The following is a 21193-nucleotide window of genomic DNA, read 5'->3' as shown; positions in this document are numbered from 1 at the left end:
CCTTCACTTTTTCTAAACCGCTGTTTAGTTACTCATATCGTATCTTTCCTGTGTTGGCTTGTCAATGACAATTGTTATGGAAAGATGCCTCACTTTAATCAGACGCTTTATTTTCTGCTAAGCGAAAAAGGCCATCCGTCTCGGCAGAAATATGCACTTCATTTGCGGTCAAGCCTGTGCTTTCATAAAATGTATTTTTAAATTCCTTTGCCGATTTTGATGATTGACAGGCCCAAATTCGACCTGTACGATTCAACCACGTACCCAATTCATTCATTAAACGCTCATCAATCAGTAATTGATTTGATACTTTTTTAAATTTTATTTGATAAACGGGCGTTAGTATTTTCATGATCAGACGTCCTCTCTTTTAAGTTAGTATTAGTATATCACGAAAGAAATCGTTATCATATTTTCTTGAGAGTTCAACTTTTCATGAAAAAATTGAATAAAAAAACAGAGCCTGGGACAAAAATCACTTTGGATTTTTGTCCCAGGCTTAAAACCTTATAAACGGCGGGAACAGAACCAACACTACGCGTTGCTCCGATCTCAACAACTTCTAAGGTGTTTTCTCGACATGCGTCTCGTCACAGTACAGCCTTCAAAAGAGCTCCAGCTCTAAGAGTTGCGATGTTTCACTGTGAAGCATGAACAGATGAAATCATCGTACCTACTTGGTGAAGGTCCTTCGGAAATAAGCCGAAATTGTTTAGAATCACGAAGAACGTAGTGATTCGATGATGAACAATACCTACTTAGTCTCCAAAAATTAAAGAGCACCGGGTCCTTCAATTCTAGCATGTTCCATGCTTAGAAATTGATGCGAACGAAACGGAGTGTAGTGTATCATGCAACATCAACTCGTTCCTCGTTGTGTTTTATGACAATTTTCGGAAATTCCTTCTTATTGCTGAGAAACACTATTTGCAAAGCAAATAGATGTTGAACAGTACCTACTTGGTTCTCGGAGCTAAACGTTTCTGTCCCGACCTCTGGCTTGTTTTCATTTATTTTTCTATCTCAGAGGTTGTTTCTTGGTGCAAATGACGATACACATTCTTCGCGACAGTTTCAGGTAACCCAGCTTTTCTTAATTCTTCAACACTGGCTGCCGTAATATTTTTAAGCGATTTAAATTCTTTTAAAAGATTTTTTTTGCGTTTCGGTCCCAAGCCTTCAATGTTATCTAATTTGGAAGCAAAACTATTTTTACTACGTAATTGACGATGGAATGTGATGGCGAAACGATGGACTTCATCTTGGATTCGTTGCAACAAGAAAAATTCTTGTGAGTTTCTTTCCAATGGTACAACTTCTAAGTTTGGACCAAATAAAAGTTCACTCGTTTTGTGCTTGTCGTTCTTGGCTAATCCAGCTACAGGAATATCGACTCCTAGTTGATTGGCTAACACATCTTTGGCAACATCGACTTGACCTTTACCACCATCGATTAAAATTAAATCAGGAAAAGGCAAGCCTTCTTTTAAAACTCGTGAATATCTGCGATAAATGACTTCTCTCATAGAAGCGTAATCATCAGGACCTTGCACAGTTTTTATTTTATATTTTCGATACTCATTTTTAGCTGGTCGTCCGTCAATAAACACAACCATCGCAGAAACAGGGTTTGTTCCCATAATATTTGAATTATCAAATGCTTCAATTCGAATGGGCGCAGGTATGTTCATCGCATTGCCTAATTTTTCAACTGCGCCAATTGTTCGTTCTTGTTTCCGTACAATCAAATCGAATTTTTCATTTAAAGCAACTGCAGCATTTTTACTGGCTAATTTAACCAGTTTTTTCTTTTCTCCCCGTTGCGGCTGCAAGACTTTCGTAGCTAATAAAGCTTCGACGCTTTCTTTATCAATGTCATCAGGAATCAAGACTTCTTTTGGCACAAAATGCTCATTCTCTTGATAGAATTGTCCAATAAAAGTTAAAAATGCTTCACTGGCATCATCATAAAATGGAAAAATCGATACATCACGTTCGATTAATTTTCCTTGTCTGACAAAGAATACTTGGACACACATCCAGCCTTTATCAACAGCATAACCAAACACATCACGATCAATTAAATCTACATTCGTCATTTTTTGGCGGGTCATAACTGTTTCAATCGCTTTAATTTGATCGCGAAATTCTGCAGCTTTTTCAAATTCCATATGTGCAGCTGCATAAGCCATTTTTTCTTGTAAGCGGTCCTGAATTTCTGTATGTCCACCAGAGAGAAACCCTTTAATCTCTTCCACCATATCTTTGTAGACTTGCGGATCCACATCAAAAGCATAGGGACACAGACATTGTCCTAAATGATAATACAAACAAGGTGTTTTTTGCGACGGATTACATTTTCGCAAAGGAAAAAGCCGATCTAACAGTTTCTTTGTTTCATTCGCTGCATTTACATCTGGATATGGGCCAAAATATAACGCTTTGTCTTTTAAAACCTTTCGAGTAATCATTAAACGAGGATATTTTTCGTTTGTGATTTTGATAAAAGGATAGGTTTTATCGTCTTTTAACATGATGTTATATTTGGGATTATTTTTATGGATTAAATTAATTTCTAATAAAAGTGCTTCAATATTCGATTCTGTCACAATATATTCAAAATCATCGATTTCACTGACTAATCGTTCTGTCTTAGTATCATGGCTACCACGAAAATAAGACCGGACACGGTTTTTCAAAATTTTGGCTTTCCCAACATAGATAATCGTGCCGTTTTTATCTTTCATTAAATAACAACCAGGTTGATCAGGAAGCAGTGCTAATTTATTTTTTATTCGTTCGTTCATACGATACTTCCTTTCTAACAAAATGCTTCGTCTATTATACACCTCTTTTTGTAATTAAACAAAAAAAGCCGCTACTTTATGTACGAAAGAAACAGCCTGAAAAGACAATCGCTAATGATTTCTCTTCAGACTGAATCAGACTATTCGTAATGACTAATCAACGTTTATAAGTGTTTGGCAATCATTGCTTGCAATTGGTCTTTTGTATGAACACCGACTGCTTTTTCAACAACTTCGCCATCTTTTTTCAATAGCAATGTTGGGATGCTCATGATTCCAAAACTTGCTGGTGTTGCAGGATTTTCATCCACATCCATTTTGACGATTTTCACTTCGTCTTCATCATATTCTTCAGATAATTGTTCTAAGATGGGTGCTTGCATACGACAAGGGCCACACCAAGTTGCCCAAAAGTCGATTAAGACTAATCCTTCATCTGTTTCTGTTGCAAAATCTTTATCGGTAATTGCTTGTGTCATTTCACAAACCTCCTACTCTTTACTCTTATTACATGCTTAGTATAACACGTCATCTCTAAGATAGCGAGTGTTCTGCTTACTTATTGTAAGTCCTTGTTTATTGGAATTTTACGACAGTCGCACCATTACCACCTTGGTTTTGTGGCGCAAATTCATAGCTTTTCACACTGCGGTGATTTTTTAAAAATTCCGTTATTCCGGTTCTTAATGCACCTGTTCCTTTGCCGTGAACAATGGTTACTTGTGGATAGCCCGCTAGAATCGCAGCATCAATGTATTGGTCAACTTCTGCCAATGCTTCTTCGTAGCGTTTGCCACGTAAGTCTAGTTGTGTGCCAACATGACTGCTTTCTGCAGAACGAACTGTTGTAACTCTTGGTTTCGCTTCTTTTTGTGGAGCGACAGGCGTCATATCCTCTTCAGATACGTTCATTTTTAAAATGCCTAATTGGACTTGCCATTGTCCTTTGCCGTTGTCTTTTAATAAGGTCCCTCGTTGGCCGTAAGTATTGACAATTACTTCATCGCCAGCTTTTAATTTTTTCTGTTCTTTCGCCTTCTTCAGCACTTTGTTTTTAGCAAGCTTGGTTTCTTCATGGTGTAATTGAGAAAGTTGTGTTTTCGCATCAATTAACTGATGTTCTTTGACACCACCTTGTTGGCCACTTTCCAATTGCATTTTGCGAATATCAGAAATAATGGTTTCTGCGTTTTCTTCCGCTTCTGCAATAATTTTATTTGCTTCTTTCCGTGCTTTTTGTAATTCTTTTTCTCGTTCTTCAAAAAATACTTGATAGGCTTCTTTCAGTTCCTTATGCAAAGCGGCCGATTCATCGACATAGTGGCGAGCTTCTAAATATTCAGTTTCGGCCATTTTGCGACGGTTTTCCAAGTCTTCAATCATTTCGTTTAAATCTTGACTTTCACCGTCCATTATTTGTTTTGCAGCCTCAATAATACTGTTGTCTAATCCAAGACGTTTCGAAATTTCAAAAGCGTTACTTCGGCCAGGCACGCCAATTAATAAACGATAGGTTGGACTCAAAGTGTCTACATCAAATTCCATACTGGCATTGATTGTTCCAGCTCGATTATAGCCATACACTTTTAATTCAGGATAATGGGTTGTTGCCATCACATAGGCTCCTTTAGCACCCAATGAATCTAAAATGGCAATCGCTAAAGCGGCCCCTTCTTGCGGATCTGTCCCAGCACCTAATTCATCAAATAGTACTAAACTTTGATGATCGACTTTCTTTAAGACAGACACGATATTCGTCATATGTGAAGAGAAAGTACTTAAACTTTGTTCAATCGATTGTTCATCCCCGATATCCGCAAATACTTCTGTAAAAATACCCATTTTACTCTCTTCTTCAACTGGAATAGGTAATCCAGCTTGACCCATTAATTGTAAAAGACCTAACGTTTTCAGAGTAATGGTTTTCCCGCCGGTATTAGGCCCTGTAATCACAATTGCTTGATATTCTTCACCAATCACAATGTCATTGGCTACAGCTTTTTCTGGATCCAATAGTGGGTGCCGGGCTTGTTTAAAAACTACATGATTTGCTTGACTAACTTCTGGAACAACTGCTTTTAGTTCTTTTCCTAGTCGCGCCTTAGCATTAATAAAATCAAGTTTACCGATGACATAAGCATTATGCGTAATTTCTCGGCGATAAGGGACCAACTCAGCCGACAGTTCTGCCAAGATGCGAGTAATCTCATTTTTTTCGGCAATTTGTTGTTGTCGCAAGCGATTATTCATTTCTAAAATTTGTTTAGGTTCAATAAATAAGGTTTGACCTGAAGCACTTTGGTCGTGAACCACGCCACCAAAAATATTTTTATATTCTTGTTTGACTGGAATCACGTAGCGTTCATTTCGCATAGTAACAAGGGCATCACTTAGGTAACGTGCGTTTTTCCCACGAATAATACTATCTAGTTCTTCTCGAATGGTCTGCTCACTACGTCGAATATTTTGCCGAATTGCCTTTAAGGCTGGCGAAGCTTCATCTGTGACGTAGCCATCATCATCAATGGCTTGTTTGAGTTGGCGATTTAATTCAGGCAAAACTTCTAGTTGCTCTCGCCACATATATAAACGTTCAAAATCCACTTCATTTTCACTTAACTCATCAAAAAAACGAGTCAGTTCTGAAGTAGTCGATAAGACACGACCTACTTGTGCTAATTCTACACCATTTAAATCCGCACCAATTTCAATCCGTTTCATGTGTGGTTGGATATTTTCTAATTTAGGAATGGGGATTCCACCACGTAATCGTTGAACTTTTAAACCATCCTGTGTTTCATTTAGCCATGCTTGAATTTTATTTTCATCAGCAATCGGTAATAATTCCGAAACTTCGTTTGTCCCCTGAGCTGTCACAATAAATTGCAACAACTGTTGTTTTACTTTATCAAACCCTAATGTTGATAGAATACGCTGATTCATTTTTCCACCTACTTTTCTAACTTTTTCATTTGTTGAAAAGACTGAGACATAACATAAGAAGTTTCGCTTTGCTCACTTACTTCTTATCTCTATCTCAGTCCCATTCAGCTTTATTTCGTAATTGGTTCAACCCATAATTCATATGCTTGTTTTGTTAGAATTGGGGTATTTTTTACAATGCCTCGTGCCAAGCCACTTGACCGAAACTGATTTTGGACAATATCTGACGGAATCATTGACGCCGTAGCTAACACTAGAAAAAGACCCACGTATAATACAAGAACACTTAATACGCCACCTAATAGTCCATTTACCTGTTTCAAAACTGGAATAAATGTTAATCCATGTAAAAAGATCGCTAAAAAGCGAACGACTAACCAGCCTGCAAACAGCAATAATAGAAACGCAACCGCTGAATAAAAGGCTTTGTCCAAGTCTAAAGAAATCTCTTGATTAAAAAAGACAAGCTTTGACGTTGGCGTAACCGATGGATATGGAATATACAATTCTAAATGAGAAGCGACCTCTTTGTAATAGGTACGAGCAACAAAATATGAAATTAAGTAACCTACCGAATAGAGCACTTGTAAAATCAAGCCTCGTTTAGCTCCTGTATAAAATCCAAAGGCTAAAAGTAATAAAATAAGTATTGTTAACATCTTGTCATCCTTTCAGGAACTACTCCGAAACACCTTTATTTTGAATCTGCTGTTTTCGATTTTCATTCAAAATTTGTTGGGCTTCCACATGATTATGAATTTCTACATCTTCTTGTCCATTCTTTTTCAAAACATCCCGTGCTTCTTCTTCGATAATTTCCATTCGGCGCACACGATTCTCTAATTCAGCCAAACGAATGGTTTTCTGTTTTAAATCTGCTACTTGTTTTTCCAATTTTAAAGCATATTCTTGTTTTTTTAGTTGATCTGAAATTGCATTAATTGCTAATAAAACAGAAGCTTGTTCCGTATCAGTTTGCGGAGAAAGATGTTTAATTTCCTCCAGTTGTTCGTTGACAATTTTTGTTACTAAATCCATATGTTGTTTTGACTCTTGGCCAATAATTGTATACGTATGGTCTGCAATGATTGCTTTATATCGTGTTTTTTCATTTGATGCCATGTTGAGGTTCCCTCCTGTAAATCAATCCATTCTTGCTTATTGTACCATGAAAAAAAAGCGAAGCGCAATTTTCGTACAAATTCTCTCTTATTATATGCCACAAAGCGAAAAATTTAAAGATTTCTTTACAAGAACTCTGGCAATTTGAGAACGAATAGAAATTGTGTAGGAGAAAAAGCGTGGAACAAAAAGTCAAAGTGATTTTTGTCCCACGCTCAAAACCTGATAATCAGCTAAAAACGTTCGTCTCAGCTGTACTTTTTAAGGCTTAGTTATTATCTTTCATCTTTTCTACACGTAAACAACGCATAGCATTTAAAACAGCGATAATAGTTACACCAACATCAGCAAACACTGCTGCTTGCATTGAAGCCAAGCCTAATGCACCTAGTACCAAGACAATGATTTTAACAGCAATCGCAAAGATAATGTTTTGTTTAACAATTCTCAATGTTTTTCTTGATAATTTAATCGCAGAGGCGATACGACTTGGTTCATCATTCATAATCACCACATCAGCAGCTTCAATTGCCGCGTCACTTCCTAAACCACCCATGGCAATCCCAACATCAGCCCGGGCTAAAACAGGTGCATCATTCATGCCGTCACCAACAAAGGCAACTTTGTTTTTAGGTGAGGATGCTTTTAACAACTCTTCTAAACGATCCACTTTGCCATCTGGTAAAAGTTCTGCATAAACTTTGTCAACACCAACTTCTTTTGCAATAGCTTCTGCAACTTGTTGATTGTCTCCAGTCAGCATAACAGTTTGTTTGACCCCTTCAGCTTTTAATTCTTTTATTGCTGAAATGGCGTCTGGTTTCAATTGATCCGCAATCACTAAGTAGCCTGCAAATTGATTATCAATAGCGACAAAAATTAAAGTTCCCGCTTCCTTCACTTCTGGTGCTTCGATACCAAATTGTTTCATTAACTTCGCATTACCGACTAAAACTGTTTTACCTTCAATTGTGGCTTTGATACCGTGTCCGGCAACCTCTTCAATTGCTGTTGCTGGAACAGTTTCTTTGCCATAGCTTTCTTTAATAGAAATAGCAATAGGATGAGTGGATAATTGTTCTGCTGTTGCTGTTAAACGTAACAACTCTTCTTCAGGTAAAACAACACTAGTTATGTTTTGAACCACAAAATTTCCTTTTGTTAGCGTACCAGTTTTATCAAAAACAATCGTTTCCGTATTCGCTAAAATTTCTAAATAGTTGCTTCCTTTAATTAAAACACCTAGTTTGCTGGCTCCGCCAATTCCACCGAAGAAACTTAAAGGAACAGAAATGACTAAGGCACATGGGCAAGAAATAACCAAGAACGTTAATGCCCGATAAACCCATTCATTAATAGAAGTATCAGGGAAAATAAATGGTGGAATCACTGCCAATAGGATAGCTAAAACAACGACAACTGGTGTATAGTAACGAGCAAATTTAGAAATAAAGTTTTCTGCAGGGGCTTTTTTACTGCTAGCATTTTCAACTAAATCTAAAATTTTGCTAACTGTTGAATCCCCAAATTTTTTCGTAACATTAATGGTCAAGGCCCCATTTTTATTAATAAAACCACCTAAGATTTCATCGCCGACTTTGACCGTTCTTGGAACGGATTCACCAGTCAACGCAGAGGTATCTACCATACTTGATCCATCAATAATTTGACCATCTAATGGAACTTTTTCACCTGGTTTCACTAATATTTGTTGCCCAATTTCAATTGTATCTGGAGCGACCGCTTTTATTTGTCCATTTACTAAAAGATTTGCTGAATCTGGACGAATATCCATTAATTTGGCAATTGATTTTCTGGATTGATCAACCGCAGCACTTTGGAACCATTCGCCGACTTGGTAGAATAACATTACTGCCACAGCTTCGGGATATTCCCCAATAAAGAATGCCCCAATCGTTGCCACAGACATTAAGAAATTTTCATCAAACACTTCCCCACGAAAAATATTCGTTACCGCTCGTTTGACAATGTCGCCACCAATTAAGACATAAACGACTAAATAAGACGCCAAAGCAACCCAATTATTACTTGGTTTAATGATAATAAGTGCTAAAAATAAAACAAATGCAATAATGATACGAATTAAGCGATTCTTATTTGGATTACGTCCCTCTTCTTCTTTGACATCTTTTAAAGAAATAACTTTGACATCTGGTTCTAACTTACCAATCACTGCACGCGCTTCATTTTCGACTTCTAAATCATGTCCTGATTCAACCTCCAGTGTCATCTTTTCAGCCATGAAGTCCACACGCGCTTTTTCTACTCCGTGAATTTTTTGGACAGATTTTTCAATTTTGTCTGCACAACTTGCACAATCAAGTCCTTCTAGTTTATAACTCTTTTGCATTTAAACACCTTCACTCCCTATATAATAGCGATTATTCCGTTTACATGAATAACCTTTCATGAATCTATTATAAATGAAGATGCAATCATATGTCAACCGCTTCACGTAATCTTTTTCTATTTTATAGACATAATGGCATAATTGCTGTAGGTGGAATGGATAACTGAGTAATAACTTTCGGATTGAGTCTATTGCTGCCTTTCCACCAAATTTTGGTTTGTTGGTGTTGAAACCAAGCACTTTGTTCAAAAGGTGCTGACAATGTTTGTAAGTGATGCACTTCGATTTGATTGGTTGCCTGCGGTTCTGTTGTGAAATCATGGGCCCGAATACCTATAGAATGACAAGAAATAGGAACTTCTTGTGTAACCGTTAGTGTTTGTTGCCAGCCAATCACTTGGACTCTGTGCGCATCTATGCGTTTGACAGGCCAAATATTTTTACAACCAGTGAGTTTAGCTGCTTCAATCGTTTGAGGTTGGTTAAATAATTGATTTGTTGCACCAAAAAGTGTTTTGCTTTTTGTGATTATCACTAAACTCTGACATAACTTATACAGTTCATCTAAACTATGACTCACAATTAAGGCATGTTGATTTAAATTACTTAATCGCTGTTGAAGTTCAATTTGCAGCTCTTCCTTTAAGGGTGCATCTAATGCGGAAAATGGCTCATCTAATAACAGGTAAGCCGGCTGAGCCGCTAGCATTCGCGCAAAAGCCACTCGCTGTCTTTGTCCTCCAGAAAGTTGACTAGGATATTGTTCTTGGACTTTAGTTAAGTGAAAAGATGCAAGCAATTGAGTGACCAATTGTAAATCTTTTGTCACGCACGTCAGATTTTCTACTACCGACAAATGAGGAAACAACGCATACTGTTGAAACAAAAGACCAATTTTTCGTTGTTGCGGCGACAAATTGATCTTTTGTTCAGCATCGAATAAGACTTGATCATTTAAAACAATCTGACCTTTATCCGCAGTCTCAACACCCGCAATACATTTTAATAACATACTCTTGCCACAACCAGAAGCACCTAAAATTCCTGTTGTTTGCGTCTTTGTTTCAAACTGAATTTGCAAAGTATGACTTTTCAATTCTTTTTGAATATCAACAATTAATCTCATTCCGATCTTCTCCAAGCGCGCTGACTAAAAAATTCCGTAAAAAATAAAATAATCAGGCAAAGTAATAACATAATTACAACATATTGATTGGCTAAGCGCCAATCCCCACTTGCTACAGCAGAGTAGATAGCTAAAGGAAGCGTTCTTGTTTTGCCAGCAATATTCCCCGCTAACATTGTCGTCGCTCCAAATTCGCCTAACCCACGGGCAAAGGCTAACACGCCACCGGCCAAAAGACCGTTCATCGACAAAGGTAACGCAATTTTTCTAAAATATCGACTTTCCGAAAACCCGAGTGTCTGGGCTACCGCCAACAATTCACTATCCATTTGTTCAAACGCCGTTAAGGCTGAACGATACATTAAAGGAAATGAAACAGCAACGGCAGCAATAACCGTAGCTGGCCACGAAAAAACAACTTGAATGGCAAAAAAATCAAGTAAAAACTGGCCCACTGGTTGCTGAACACCAAAAATAGTTAAGAGAAAAAAGCCAAAAACCGTCGGCGGTAAAACTAATGGCAACGTAAATAAACTATTCAAAAGAATTTTTAATTTACGATTTTTCAAACGAAAAACAATATACGCAACGCCTGTTCCTAAAACAAAAGTAAATAAAATGGCGATTATTGCTGTCTGAAAAGATAAAAGAATTGGTCGAACATCCATTTTCCCACCTACTTTGTTAACTTAAAGCCAATATTTTCAAAATATTTTCTGCATTGTTGACTCTGTAAAAAATTTAAAAAAGCATCTGCTGATTTTTGTTTCTTAGAGGCGGCAACTTTACCAACTGGATAGATAATTGGCTTTTTCAAAGCAGCTTCAGGCATGGCCGCAACAATCGCTACTTTTGAATTGGTTGCTGCATCTGTCGCATAAACCAAGCCAGCTTCTGCACTTGCATTAGCCACCCATTCAAGGACTTCTGTTACATTCGTGCCAAAGCTTGCGTGTTTTTCTACATAAGACCAAGCACCTAAAGCTTTTAAGCCTTCTTCGGCATATTGACCAGCTGGAACACTTGCAGGATCACCAATTGCTATCATTTGGGCTTTTTTTAAATCAGAAAAATCATGCCACTTTGCTTGATCTTGGTTAGGCACAATAAGAACGAGCTGGTTTTCCAATAAAGGAACGACACTTTTTTTATTAATTAGTTTTTCTGCAACCAATGCATTCATTTGTTTTGTCGAAGCCGAGAAAAATACATCGGCTTTTAGGCCTTTTTCAATTTGCATCTGTAATTTTCCAGAACTATCATAGGTTCCAGTTACCTGAATATCTGGATGCTCTTTTTCAAAGGATGGAATAATTTTCTTCTCCATGACTGATTCTAAGCTAGCTGCTGCCGCAAGGGTTATTTCTTCTTTTTTTGTTGAAACTGTTTCTTTTTGCGGCTGATTTGTACATGCAGCAATTAGGGCAACTAAACTGAATAAACTAAGCAGGAACACAGCCTTTTTTTGTTTAGACATTTGAACGCCTCTTTTCTTTTATAAATACCCGCCATAACTCAAATCAATAATTTCAGATTTTTTAATCACTTCTTTGGCCATTAATCTTGGTAACAACAAATCAAAAACCGTTTTTTCTGAAAATAAAACACCACCTGGTAAGCCAATGATCGTTTGCTCTCCTTTATAAGCTAGCAAAAACATTGAGCCTGGTAAGACTGGTGTCCCATGGGTTACGATTTCAGCACCTGTCTGCTTAATTGCTAACGGTGTCAAATCATCAGGATCTACACTCATACCACCTGTACAAACAATCAGATCAACCCCTTGTGCTAACATCTTTTTGATCGCAACAGTAATTTTTTGCGGCTGATCATCGACAATTTCTTGCTTGACAATCGTAACTAAAGGATACGCGGAGAACTTGGCTTTTAACACAGGGTAAAAAGCATCCTCAACCAATCCTGTGTAAACTTCACTGCCAGTAGTTACAATCCCGACCCGTATTTTTTTGAAAGGTTTCACAGAGATTAGTGGCTCAGACGTGCTGAGCTGGCGTGCCTTTTCTAATTGGCTTTTAGAAATTGTTAGTGGAATCACTCGAAAGGCTGCAACTTTTTCATCTTTCTGAACTTCTATATTGGTAACTTTAGTTGACAAGGCGAGACCTTCAATTTCATTTAAAGCAATTAATTTTTCTCGATTGACTTTTAAAAGACCTCTCGTGCTAGCTTTAGCAACAATTTTTCCTTCATGGACTTCACTCGGCTGACATGAGTCATCTGTTAACAGGTTATACAAAAATGTCGCTGCCTCTTCTTCATGTATTTCTGCTGGATCCAAGGAAACAAACAGATGTTTTTTCCCTAATGATAAAAGAATTGGAATATCTTCTTGAACAACTATATGTCCTTTTTTAAAACACACTTCCTTGGTCTTCCCATAGTCAATTCGCGTAATATCATGACTCAATGGAAGGCCAACTGCCTCTTCTGTTCGAATTGTTTTCATGGTTTATTCCTCATCATGTATGATTTTTTTATTTGTGATTAAATCCAAAGCGTGGGGCAAAACAGGCAACAAAAAATGCAAATGTTCTGTTACACTTTTCGGGCTACCAGGCAAATTAACAATGAGCGTGCGTCCTCTTTGAACAGAAACGCCTCGACTTAACATAGCAAATGGTGTTTTTTCCAAGCTAAGTTGACGCAAGCCCTCACTGATCCCAGGAATGATTCGCTCTGCTACACGTAAGGTAGCTTCTGGGGTCCGATCCCGTTCACTCAACCCTGTGCCGCCTGTCGTTAAAATCAAATCACAGGTCTTAGACCACTCTTGCAATAGCTCTACTAATTGATTTTCTTCATCTGGTAAAATGGTTTGTTTGGTTACCTGGTAGAGCACAGGTAACTGTTCACGAATCAAGGGCCCCGATTGGTCGACAGCAAGCCCTTGAAAGCAACGATCACTTAATGTTACAATGCCCACTTTAAACAACGTCTAACTGGTCTCCTTTTTTAATATGACCTTCTGTCACAACAACTGCAAAAATCCCTTCTCTAGGCATGATGCAATCGCCCACTCGCGCGTAAATCTGACAGTGTTTATGGCACTCTTTCCCAATTTGAGTAACCACCAATTCGGAATCGCCTATTTTCATTTTCGTTCCAACAGGTAATTGACGTAAATCAATCCCTGAGACGATAATATTTTCCCCGAAAGCACCATTGCCAACCCGAGCTCCTTTTTCATTGAAAGCCGTTATTTCTTCAAAAGATAACAAACTGACTTGTCGATGCCAATTACCGCCGTGCGCATCATTTTCTAATCCGAAACCTTTAATTAAGTTGACTTCAGGAATTTCCTTTTTCTGTGTGCCTCTTCGCGGGCTAATATTTATTGCAATAATTTCTCCTGTTTTCATACTTACCCTCCTATTTGTGACATAAATCGTTGTTCTCCTTGTTGTTCCAAGAAAAGATGTTTTTCAGGCTTACAGGCAATGCCACTCTTGATAATCCCTAACAATTCTGCTGTTTGTTCCATAGCTAAAGCTTCCTTTAACGAGTAGCCGTCTGCAGAATGCAGGCACGTTTTTAAATGGCCGTCTGCAGTAATTCGAATTCGATTGCACGTCTCGCAAAAACAATGCCCTAATGCACTAATAAAACCTATTTTCCCTTTAAAATCTTTTAAGGCGTAATAACTAGCAGGGCCATTGCCCAATGGTTTTTGGTATGGTTGCAACGTTCCATAATGTTTGGTTAAAATGGCTTCTACTTCTTCTTGTTGCTTACCTGGATGCTCCTTCCCTAATCCAATTGGCATCATTTCAATGAAACGAAGATGCACAGTCTCTTTCTTAGCGATTTCAGCCAGTTCTACAATTGTTGCTTCACTTAGCTCTTTCCTAGCTACAGTATTAATTTTGATATTAGGTAATCCCACATCAATCGCTTGTTCTAAGCCCGCCAGAACATTCCTTAACTGACCAACTCTTGTTATTTCACGAAATTCTTCTGGATCCAAAGTGTCTAAGCTAATATTAATGCCGTCCAAGCCCGCCTCTTTTAATCCTTGAGCCTCACGAGCTAACTTCATGCCATTAGTCGTTAAGGTTACTTTTTCGATGCCTGAGATTTGCTTTATCCTTTTAATTAAAGAGAGTAAATTTGGTCTAACAAGCGGTTCACCACCTGTTAATTTAACTTTTTTGATGCCTTCTTTCGCTAATATCCTCAGTAAAAAAATAATCTCATCATCTGTTAGAAGCTGCTCTTTTTTTAAAAAGCAAAGACCTGTTGCTGGCATGCAATACGTGCAACGTAAGTCACAACGATCTGTTAAAGACAAACGAACATAATCAATTTCACGGTTAAATGCATCTTTCATGCTGTTCACTCATCACTTTCCTTTGATTTAATTGAAGAACGAATGAAATGACCACTGCGTCCACCATTTTTCTCTAATAAACCAATGTTTGTCATTGTCATTCCGCGATCAATTGCTTTACACATGTCATAAATTGTTAAGAGTGCTGCCTGCACACCTGTTAGCGCTTCCATTTCAACGCCAGTTGAACCCACTGTTTTTGTAAAGCAACGTACTTCTAAACAAGTTTGATTGCGCCAATTAAACTGAATTTCACACTTTGTCAAAGCAACCAAATGACACAAAGGAATCCATTCAAACGTTCGTTTTGCGGCGGTAATCCCAGCGACTCTTGCTACCTGTAATACTTCACCTTTTTTAATCATTTGGGTCTGGATCGCTTCTGCTGTCGCTTCCAACATGTGAATTTCTCCATAAGCGAGGGCTGTTCTTTGAGTGTCATTTTTTTCCGAAATATCAACCATATGCACTTCTCCTTGTGTATTCAAGTGCGTAAATTCCTTACTTTGAACCATTTCTCCACCTCACATTTGACATTTGTTAACGTTTACACAATACTTCTTTTTTAAGTGTATCACTCTTGTATCAAAAAAACAATCTGGCATCCATAATTTTTTTTAGCGAGAAATCGAAGTTAAAAAAGTTAAGCGACAAAAATTACGTGCTTTGCTTAGCCTGACCAGACTTTTGTCTAAGTCTTAAAAATTGATAAGTAATAAGAGGTCGGGATAGAAGTGCTTAACTCCGAGAACCAAGTAGGTACTGTTCAACATCTATTTGCTTTTCAAATAGTGTTTCTCAGCAATAAGAAGGAATTTCCGAAAATTGTCATAAAACACAACGAGGAACGAGTTGATGTTGCATGATACCTACCCAGTGTTCTTTAATTTTTGGAGACCAAGTAGGTATTGTTCATCATCGAATCACTACGTTCTTCGTGATTCTCAACAATTTCGGCTTATTTCCGAAGGACCTTCACCAAGTAGGTACGATGATTTCATCTGTTCATGCTTCACAGTGAAACATCGCAACTCTTAGAGCTGTAGCTCTTTTGAAGGCTGTACTGTGACGAGACGCATGTCGAGAAAACACCTTAGAAGTTGTTGAGATCGGAGCAACACGTAGTGTTGCTTCTGTTCCCGCCGTTTATCAATTTTTAAGCCTGGAACAAAAATCCAAAGTGATTTCTGTTCCAGGCTCTTACTTTCATACTAATCTTAGGTCAGGTTGTCATCAAGTTTGCCAATAATAGACTTTTACAAGCGCGCCTTTTTTGAGTAGTACACCAGCTGGTTGTTCTAGCAGGCAATTTGTTTCTAAAGTATTTGATAAATTGGATGAAAGATGACTTTTTGTCACTAAATTTACTTTGCCATCTATTTCTTTCGCTCGGTAAAATCGACGTAGTCTACTGGGGGCTAATTCATGCGCTAAAATTACTGTTCGTTCCTTGAGATTTAACTCGACACAATTAAAAAAAGTAGCTAATAATGTCCAGTAAAAAAGATGTAAATTAACCATTGCCGCAAACGGATTGCCTGAAACGCTTAAAATGAGTGTTTCTTGAAATTGACTTCCCATAACTGGGGTTCCAGGTTTCATATTTACAAAATGAAACAACTCTGTTCCTCCGATACGTTTAATCGCTAAAGGTAAATTGTCCTTTTCACCTACCGAAACACCACCACAAGTAATTAATAAATCAAGTTTTGGTGAAATCTCAATCAGCCTCTTCGCTAATTCTTCAGGGTCATCTGAACAATGGTCTAGGTGGATTACTTCATTGCCACTCGCTTTGACAAAAGCTGCTAACATGTAGAGATTACTATTATAAATTTTCCCAACTGACAGTGGTTCTTCCAAAGAAACTAACTCACTACCCGTCGCTAAAATCCCCACTTTCATGCGCTTCAAAACAACAACTTTATCAATCCCTTGCATTGCCAACAAACCAATCATGCGACTATTAATCTGTTGATGTTTTGCTAAAATTTTTTGCTGAAAAGCAATATCTTCTCCAATTTCCGCATAGTTTTGGCCCGCAGTGACAGAGCGAAAAATTTTAACATGGTCTTGCCCAAAATCCGTCCATTCTTGTGGCACTACAGCATCAAAATCGGTTGGAATAAAAGCACCTGTTGTTATTTTAATCGCACAGTTATTCGTCTGATTACAATAAAACATGGAATCCCCTGCCACTAAAGAACCGACGACTTTTAAACAACTTGGGATTTCAGCAGTCGCACCTCGTGTTTCTACTGCCCGAACGGCATACCCATCCATCCCGGCACGAGGAAAATGAGGAATCGCTGTCTCTGCAAAAATGGTTTCTCCGCTAATCCGTCCCAAGGAATCAAGCAGCGCCACTTCTTCTGTTTCACATTGACTCTTCATATGTTGGGTCATTTTCTCTCGTGCTTCTTCCAACTCGATCATGTTTTAACCATCCTTTTTTATTTATTCACTGGTTTAATCGCAACGGCACAAACTTTATATTCAGGAATTGTGGCGATATCATCAAATACAGCATTGGTGATTTCGTTAACATTCCCATCTGGAAAATGGAATGTCATAAAGACTTCTTGCGGAAATACTCGATTTCCGACAGCCGCATAGGTTTCAATTTTGCCACGTCGAGAATGAACTTCAACTTTGTCACCTTCTTGGATTCCCAGAGCTTGTGCATCGACTGCATTTATCTCAATATAAGAGTGATTCGCTATTTGGTTAATCCCTTCCGTTCGTCCTGTCATTGCTCGGGTATTGTAATGGTAAAGCATTCGGCCTGTCGACATTAAATACGGGTACTCTTCATCTGGTAATTCTTGGGCTTGCTTATACGGAATTGCTTTAAATAAACCTTTCCCACGAGCAAAACTGCCCACATGCATAATCGGCGTACCTGGATCTGTCAAGCTACGACAAGGCCATTGTAAGCTCTCCTTCTCTAATCGTTCATAATTAATTCCACCAAACGAAGGCGTCACAGCTGAAATTTCTTTCATAATTTCTTTTGCAGATTCATACGCACAAGGATAGCCCATTCGTGTCATGACTTCACAAAAAATTTCATAGTCTTCTCGCGCTTGTCCTCTTGGTTCAACAGCTTTACGGACTCTTTGCACGCGCCGTTCTGTATTTGTAAATGTCCCGTCTTTTTCTGCATAACTGATGCCTGGTAAAACGACATCTGCATAAGCAGCCGTTTCGGTCATAAATAATTCTTGAACAACTAAAAAGTCTAAACTTTCTAAAGCTTGACGAACATGTCCTGTGTCTGGATCCGTAACAATTGGATCTTCTCCAAAAATATAAAGGCCTTTGACATTTCCTGCCGTTGCTGCTGGCAAGACTTTAGTAGAAGTTAAACCTGTGTTTCGATTTAACGGCACATGCCAAGCTTTTTCAAATTTGTCGATCACTTCTGGATTATTGACTTTTTGATAGCCTGGGAAATCATAAGGCATACAGCCCATATCGCAAGCACCTTGAACATTATTTTGACCTCGCAAAGGATTGACACCACAGCCTGGTTTTCCAACTTTACCAACCAACATTGCCAAATTAGACATACTCATAACACCCTCAGTTCCTGTCGAATGTTCCGTTACGCCTAAACAATAAATGATTGGTGCTTTCTCTGCTTTTGCATACATGCGTGCTGCTTGAATTAAATCTTCTGGATGAATATGACAAATTTCTGCGACTTTTTCCGGCGTATAATCAGCCACCATTTTTTCTAAATCTAAAAATCCTTCTGTCCGTTCTTCAATAAAATGGCGATCTGCTAAACCTTCTTTCAAAATCACATGCATCATGCCATTAGCAAATGCGACATTCGTTCCCGCCTGAACTTGTAAATGCAGTGCACTATCTTTCACTAAGTTAATTTTCCGCGGATCAACAACAACAACTTGTGTTCCTCTTTGGATGGCTTGGCGAATTTGCGCACCAATAACTGGATGAGCTTCTTCTGGATTGGAACCTACTAATAAAATCATGTCGACATCTTCAGTGATATCAGCAATAGGATTGGTCATCGCACCAGAGCCTAAGGTTTGGGCTAAACCATGGACCGAAGCCGAATGACAAACACGGGCACAGTTATCAACATTATTGGTACCAAAAGCAGCACGCACCATTTTTTGAAAGACATAATTATCTTCATTTGTTGCTCTAGAGCACGAAAAACCAGCAAGAGCATCCGCGCCGTTTTCTGCTTTAATTTCGTTAAATTTTGACGAAACAAGCGTTAAGGCTTCTTCCCAAGAAGCAGGTTCAAAAATGCCATTCCGTTTAATTAATGGCTCCGTTAAGCGATCTCCTGACCCAACAAATTTATATGAAGCAAATTTTCCTTTCACACAAAGTAAATTTTTATTAGCTGGTCCATCCAGGGGTTCAACACCCACCAAACGATTATTTTTAACGAGTAAATTCATCTGACAGCCTGTCCCACAATGCGGACAAGTTGTAGGAATTTTCTGGGTTTCCCATTTGCGGTACTCTTTCGTATCTTTTGCTGTTAACGCACCTGTAGGACAGGAAGAGACACAATTGCCACATGATTCACAGATAGATTGATCAAACGCCTGCCCATAACTTGGCATCATTTTTGTTTCAAAGCCACGATTAGCAATACTAAGTACATCTCTTCCCTGCCGCAATTGACAGACACGGGCACAACGACGACACATGATACACTTTTCTGGATCATAAGAGAAAAATGGATTACTGGTATCTTCTTGATGGCAAGGCATTCTTTTTCCCTCGGTAAAGCTAGTGGCATCAATCCCATAATCTAGCGCATACTGTTGTAATTGACAATCCCCGTTTTTTCCACAAGAAAAACATTCTAATTTATGATTACTCAATAATAAATCAAGAATAAAACGTCTGGAATCAGCAACTTTTTCAGAATGTGTTGACACAACCATGTCCTCTTGACAATGTGCCGTACAAGCAGTTGTTAAGCCTCCACGTCGACCGCCTTCCACCTCAACCACGCACATCCGACAAGAACCATCAGGTGCTAATTCCTTTAAATGACAGAGCGTTGGAATTTCAACACCTAGCCCTTTCGCTGCTTCGAGAATAGTAGTCCCTTTAGGCACAGTTACTTCTTGGTTATCAATAGACAACGTAACTGTTTGCGTATGCAACTTTGTTTTCATTTTTACCAACCTCCTTTGCTGGTGGCATAGATTTCTGTTTCAGCAGTCGTTTCAAATTCTTCTGGAAACAAAGCCAATGCACTCTTCATTGGATTTGCGACGGATTGGCCCAAACCACAAGCTGATAATCGCGTGACATGCGTGAGCATCTTTTCCAATCGCGGCAAATCACTAGCTGTTGCCTCGTTCCGATTAAATTTACTCAATAATTCCAAAATCCTAGTTGTTCCCAATCGGCAAGGGGTGCATTTACCACAGGACTCATGAGCAAAAAAGGCCGCCACGTGTACTAAATAGTCCACAACATTGACTGAATCATCCATTACTACAATTGCACCAGAGCCGACAGATAAGTCATGGGCCCATAAATCTTCGTAGGAATACAAACAATCCCTTAACGTTGCGACAGCACCAATTGGACCGGATTGTCCACCGAAGTGAATAAATTTTAATGATCGACCAGTTGCAGAGCCTCCGCCGTATTGCTCGCCATAAATTATTTCTTCTAATGGTGTTCCAAGGTTGACCTCGTATAAGCCCCGATTTTTAATATGTCCAGACAAACAAATTAGCTTTGTGCCGCCACCATCGGCAGTACCCATCTCTAAAAAGGCTTGTCCACCTTCTCGTAAAATTACAGGAACACTTGCAAATGATTCAACATTATTTACTAATGTTGGTTGCAAATATAAACCAACATCTGCTAAGTGTGGTGGTTTAACACGCGGCCGCCCCGTTTTTCCTTCAATTGAATTTAAAAGTGCTGAATTTTCCCCACAAATATAGGCGCCAGCACCAGAAATAATCGTAATATCATAATTGAATCCTTCAATTCCTAAAATGTTTTCCCCTAAAAAACCAGCTTGTCGTGCATTATCCAGTGCTTCTTGAAATGTTTTTTGGATTCTGCGATATTCTCCTCGCATATAAATATAACCTGCTTTTGCTGAAAATAAATAGCCAGCAATGATCATTCCTTCAATCACACTCAATGGATCTTCAGATAAAAGTACTTTATCCTTAAAGGTCCCTGGTTCGCCTTCATCAGCATTACAAACAATGTACTTTGTGGTTCCTTTTGCATGATAAAGATGGCGCCATTTTTTTCCTAAAGGATAGGCTGCTCCACCGCGACCTCTTAAGTGAGCAACATCTAGTTCGTTTAAAATTTCTTCATCCGATAGTGAAATTGCTCTTTTTAAACCATCAAATCCATCGTATTTACAATATTCAGCAACATCGGTCGCAGATTGCATTTTTCCCATTCTCTCTAATAACATTGGTTGGTTTCTCTTAAGCATT

At 38.5% G+C, this 21193-nt stretch carries 18 protein-coding genes; all 18 read right to left on the bottom strand.

Annotated features, from left to right (window positions below; translation table 11 throughout):
- Positions 1–94: 94 nt before the first annotated feature.
- Positions 95–352, bottom strand: a complete 258-nt coding sequence (locus IGK72_RS06180; RefSeq protein ID WP_002384565.1) for a DUF3884 family protein — start codon at positions 350–352, stop codon at positions 95–97.
- 658 nt (positions 353–1010) lie between these two features.
- A complete protein-coding gene (gene uvrC, locus IGK72_RS06175) occupies positions 1011–2807 on the bottom strand; it encodes an excinuclease ABC subunit UvrC (RefSeq protein ID WP_002357701.1) in 1797 nt (598 codons plus the stop codon).
- A 164-nt stretch (positions 2808–2971) separates the two neighbouring features.
- A complete protein-coding gene (trxA, locus tag IGK72_RS06170; protein ID WP_002357703.1) occupies positions 2972–3286 on the bottom strand; it encodes a thioredoxin in 315 nt (104 codons plus the stop codon).
- Between the two features lie 97 nt (positions 3287–3383).
- Positions 3384–5750, bottom strand: coding sequence for an endonuclease MutS2 (locus tag IGK72_RS06165; RefSeq protein ID WP_023895665.1), 2367 nt, complete (start codon positions 5748–5750; stop codon positions 3384–3386).
- A 110-nt stretch (positions 5751–5860) separates the two neighbouring features.
- The gene (locus IGK72_RS06160) at positions 5861–6409 is read right to left on the bottom strand and encodes a CvpA family protein (protein WP_002357705.1); all 549 of its coding nucleotides are present in this window, start codon (positions 6407–6409) and stop codon (positions 5861–5863) included.
- 19 nt (positions 6410–6428) lie between these two features.
- Entirely contained in the window at positions 6429–6872 is a 444-nt protein-coding gene (zapA, locus tag IGK72_RS06155) for a cell division protein ZapA (RefSeq protein ID WP_430619626.1), read from the bottom strand.
- A 268-nt stretch (positions 6873–7140) separates the two neighbouring features.
- Entirely contained in the window at positions 7141–9243 is a 2103-nt protein-coding gene (locus IGK72_RS06150; RefSeq protein WP_002378314.1) for a heavy metal translocating P-type ATPase, read from the bottom strand.
- A gap of 121 nt (positions 9244–9364) precedes the next feature.
- A complete protein-coding gene (locus IGK72_RS06145; RefSeq protein WP_002384570.1) occupies positions 9365–10369 on the bottom strand; it encodes an ATP-binding cassette domain-containing protein in 1005 nt (334 codons plus the stop codon).
- Entirely contained in the window at positions 10366–11037 is a 672-nt protein-coding gene (modB, locus tag IGK72_RS06140; protein ID WP_002357709.1) for a molybdate ABC transporter permease subunit, read from the bottom strand. Before modB ends, IGK72_RS06145 begins: the two co-directional genes overlap by 4 nt.
- Positions 11038–11045: 8 nt before the next feature.
- On the bottom strand, positions 11046–11846 hold the full coding sequence (gene modA / locus IGK72_RS06135) for a molybdate ABC transporter substrate-binding protein (protein WP_023895666.1): 801 nt from the start codon (positions 11844–11846) through the stop codon (positions 11046–11048).
- Positions 11847–11864: 18 nt separating this feature from the next.
- On the bottom strand, positions 11865–12836 hold the full coding sequence (locus tag IGK72_RS06130) for a molybdopterin-binding protein (protein ID WP_002379413.1): 972 nt from the start codon (positions 12834–12836) through the stop codon (positions 11865–11867).
- A gap of 3 nt (positions 12837–12839) precedes the next feature.
- The gene (locus IGK72_RS06125; protein WP_002365607.1) at positions 12840–13322 is read right to left on the bottom strand and encodes a MogA/MoaB family molybdenum cofactor biosynthesis protein; all 483 of its coding nucleotides are present in this window, start codon (positions 13320–13322) and stop codon (positions 12840–12842) included.
- A complete protein-coding gene (locus IGK72_RS06120; protein ID WP_002357714.1) occupies positions 13315–13749 on the bottom strand; it encodes an MOSC domain-containing protein in 435 nt (144 codons plus the stop codon). Before IGK72_RS06120 ends, IGK72_RS06125 begins: the two co-directional genes overlap by 8 nt.
- Positions 13750–13751: 2 nt before the next feature.
- A complete protein-coding gene (gene moaA / locus IGK72_RS06115) occupies positions 13752–14726 on the bottom strand; it encodes a GTP 3',8-cyclase MoaA (protein ID WP_080390603.1) in 975 nt (324 codons plus the stop codon).
- Positions 14723–15232 (bottom strand): cyclic pyranopterin monophosphate synthase MoaC, encoded by a 510-nt coding sequence (gene moaC, locus IGK72_RS06110; RefSeq protein WP_002360420.1) that lies wholly within the window; start codon positions 15230–15232, stop codon positions 14723–14725. The genes moaA and moaC overlap by 4 nt, the downstream gene beginning before the upstream one ends.
- A 718-nt stretch (positions 15233–15950) precedes the next feature.
- Entirely contained in the window at positions 15951–17153 is a 1203-nt protein-coding gene (locus tag IGK72_RS06105; protein WP_070415875.1) for a molybdopterin molybdotransferase MoeA, read from the bottom strand.
- A 17-nt stretch (positions 17154–17170) separates the two neighbouring features.
- Entirely contained in the window at positions 17171–19891 is a 2721-nt protein-coding gene (gene fdhF / locus IGK72_RS06100) for a formate dehydrogenase subunit alpha (RefSeq protein ID WP_002380247.1), read from the bottom strand.
- A 2-nt stretch (positions 19892–19893) separates the two neighbouring features.
- Positions 19894–21192, bottom strand: coding sequence for a complex I 51 kDa subunit family protein (locus IGK72_RS06095; protein ID WP_002394421.1), 1299 nt, complete (start codon positions 21190–21192; stop codon positions 19894–19896).
- Position 21193: the final 1 nt, after the last annotated feature.

It is taken from the genome of Enterococcus sp. DIV0183 (assembly GCF_050541505.1).
GTDB classification, from domain to species: domain Bacteria; phylum Bacillota; class Bacilli; order Lactobacillales; family Enterococcaceae; genus Enterococcus; species Enterococcus faecalis.
This window is presented reverse-complemented; position numbering and strand designations above follow the sequence as displayed.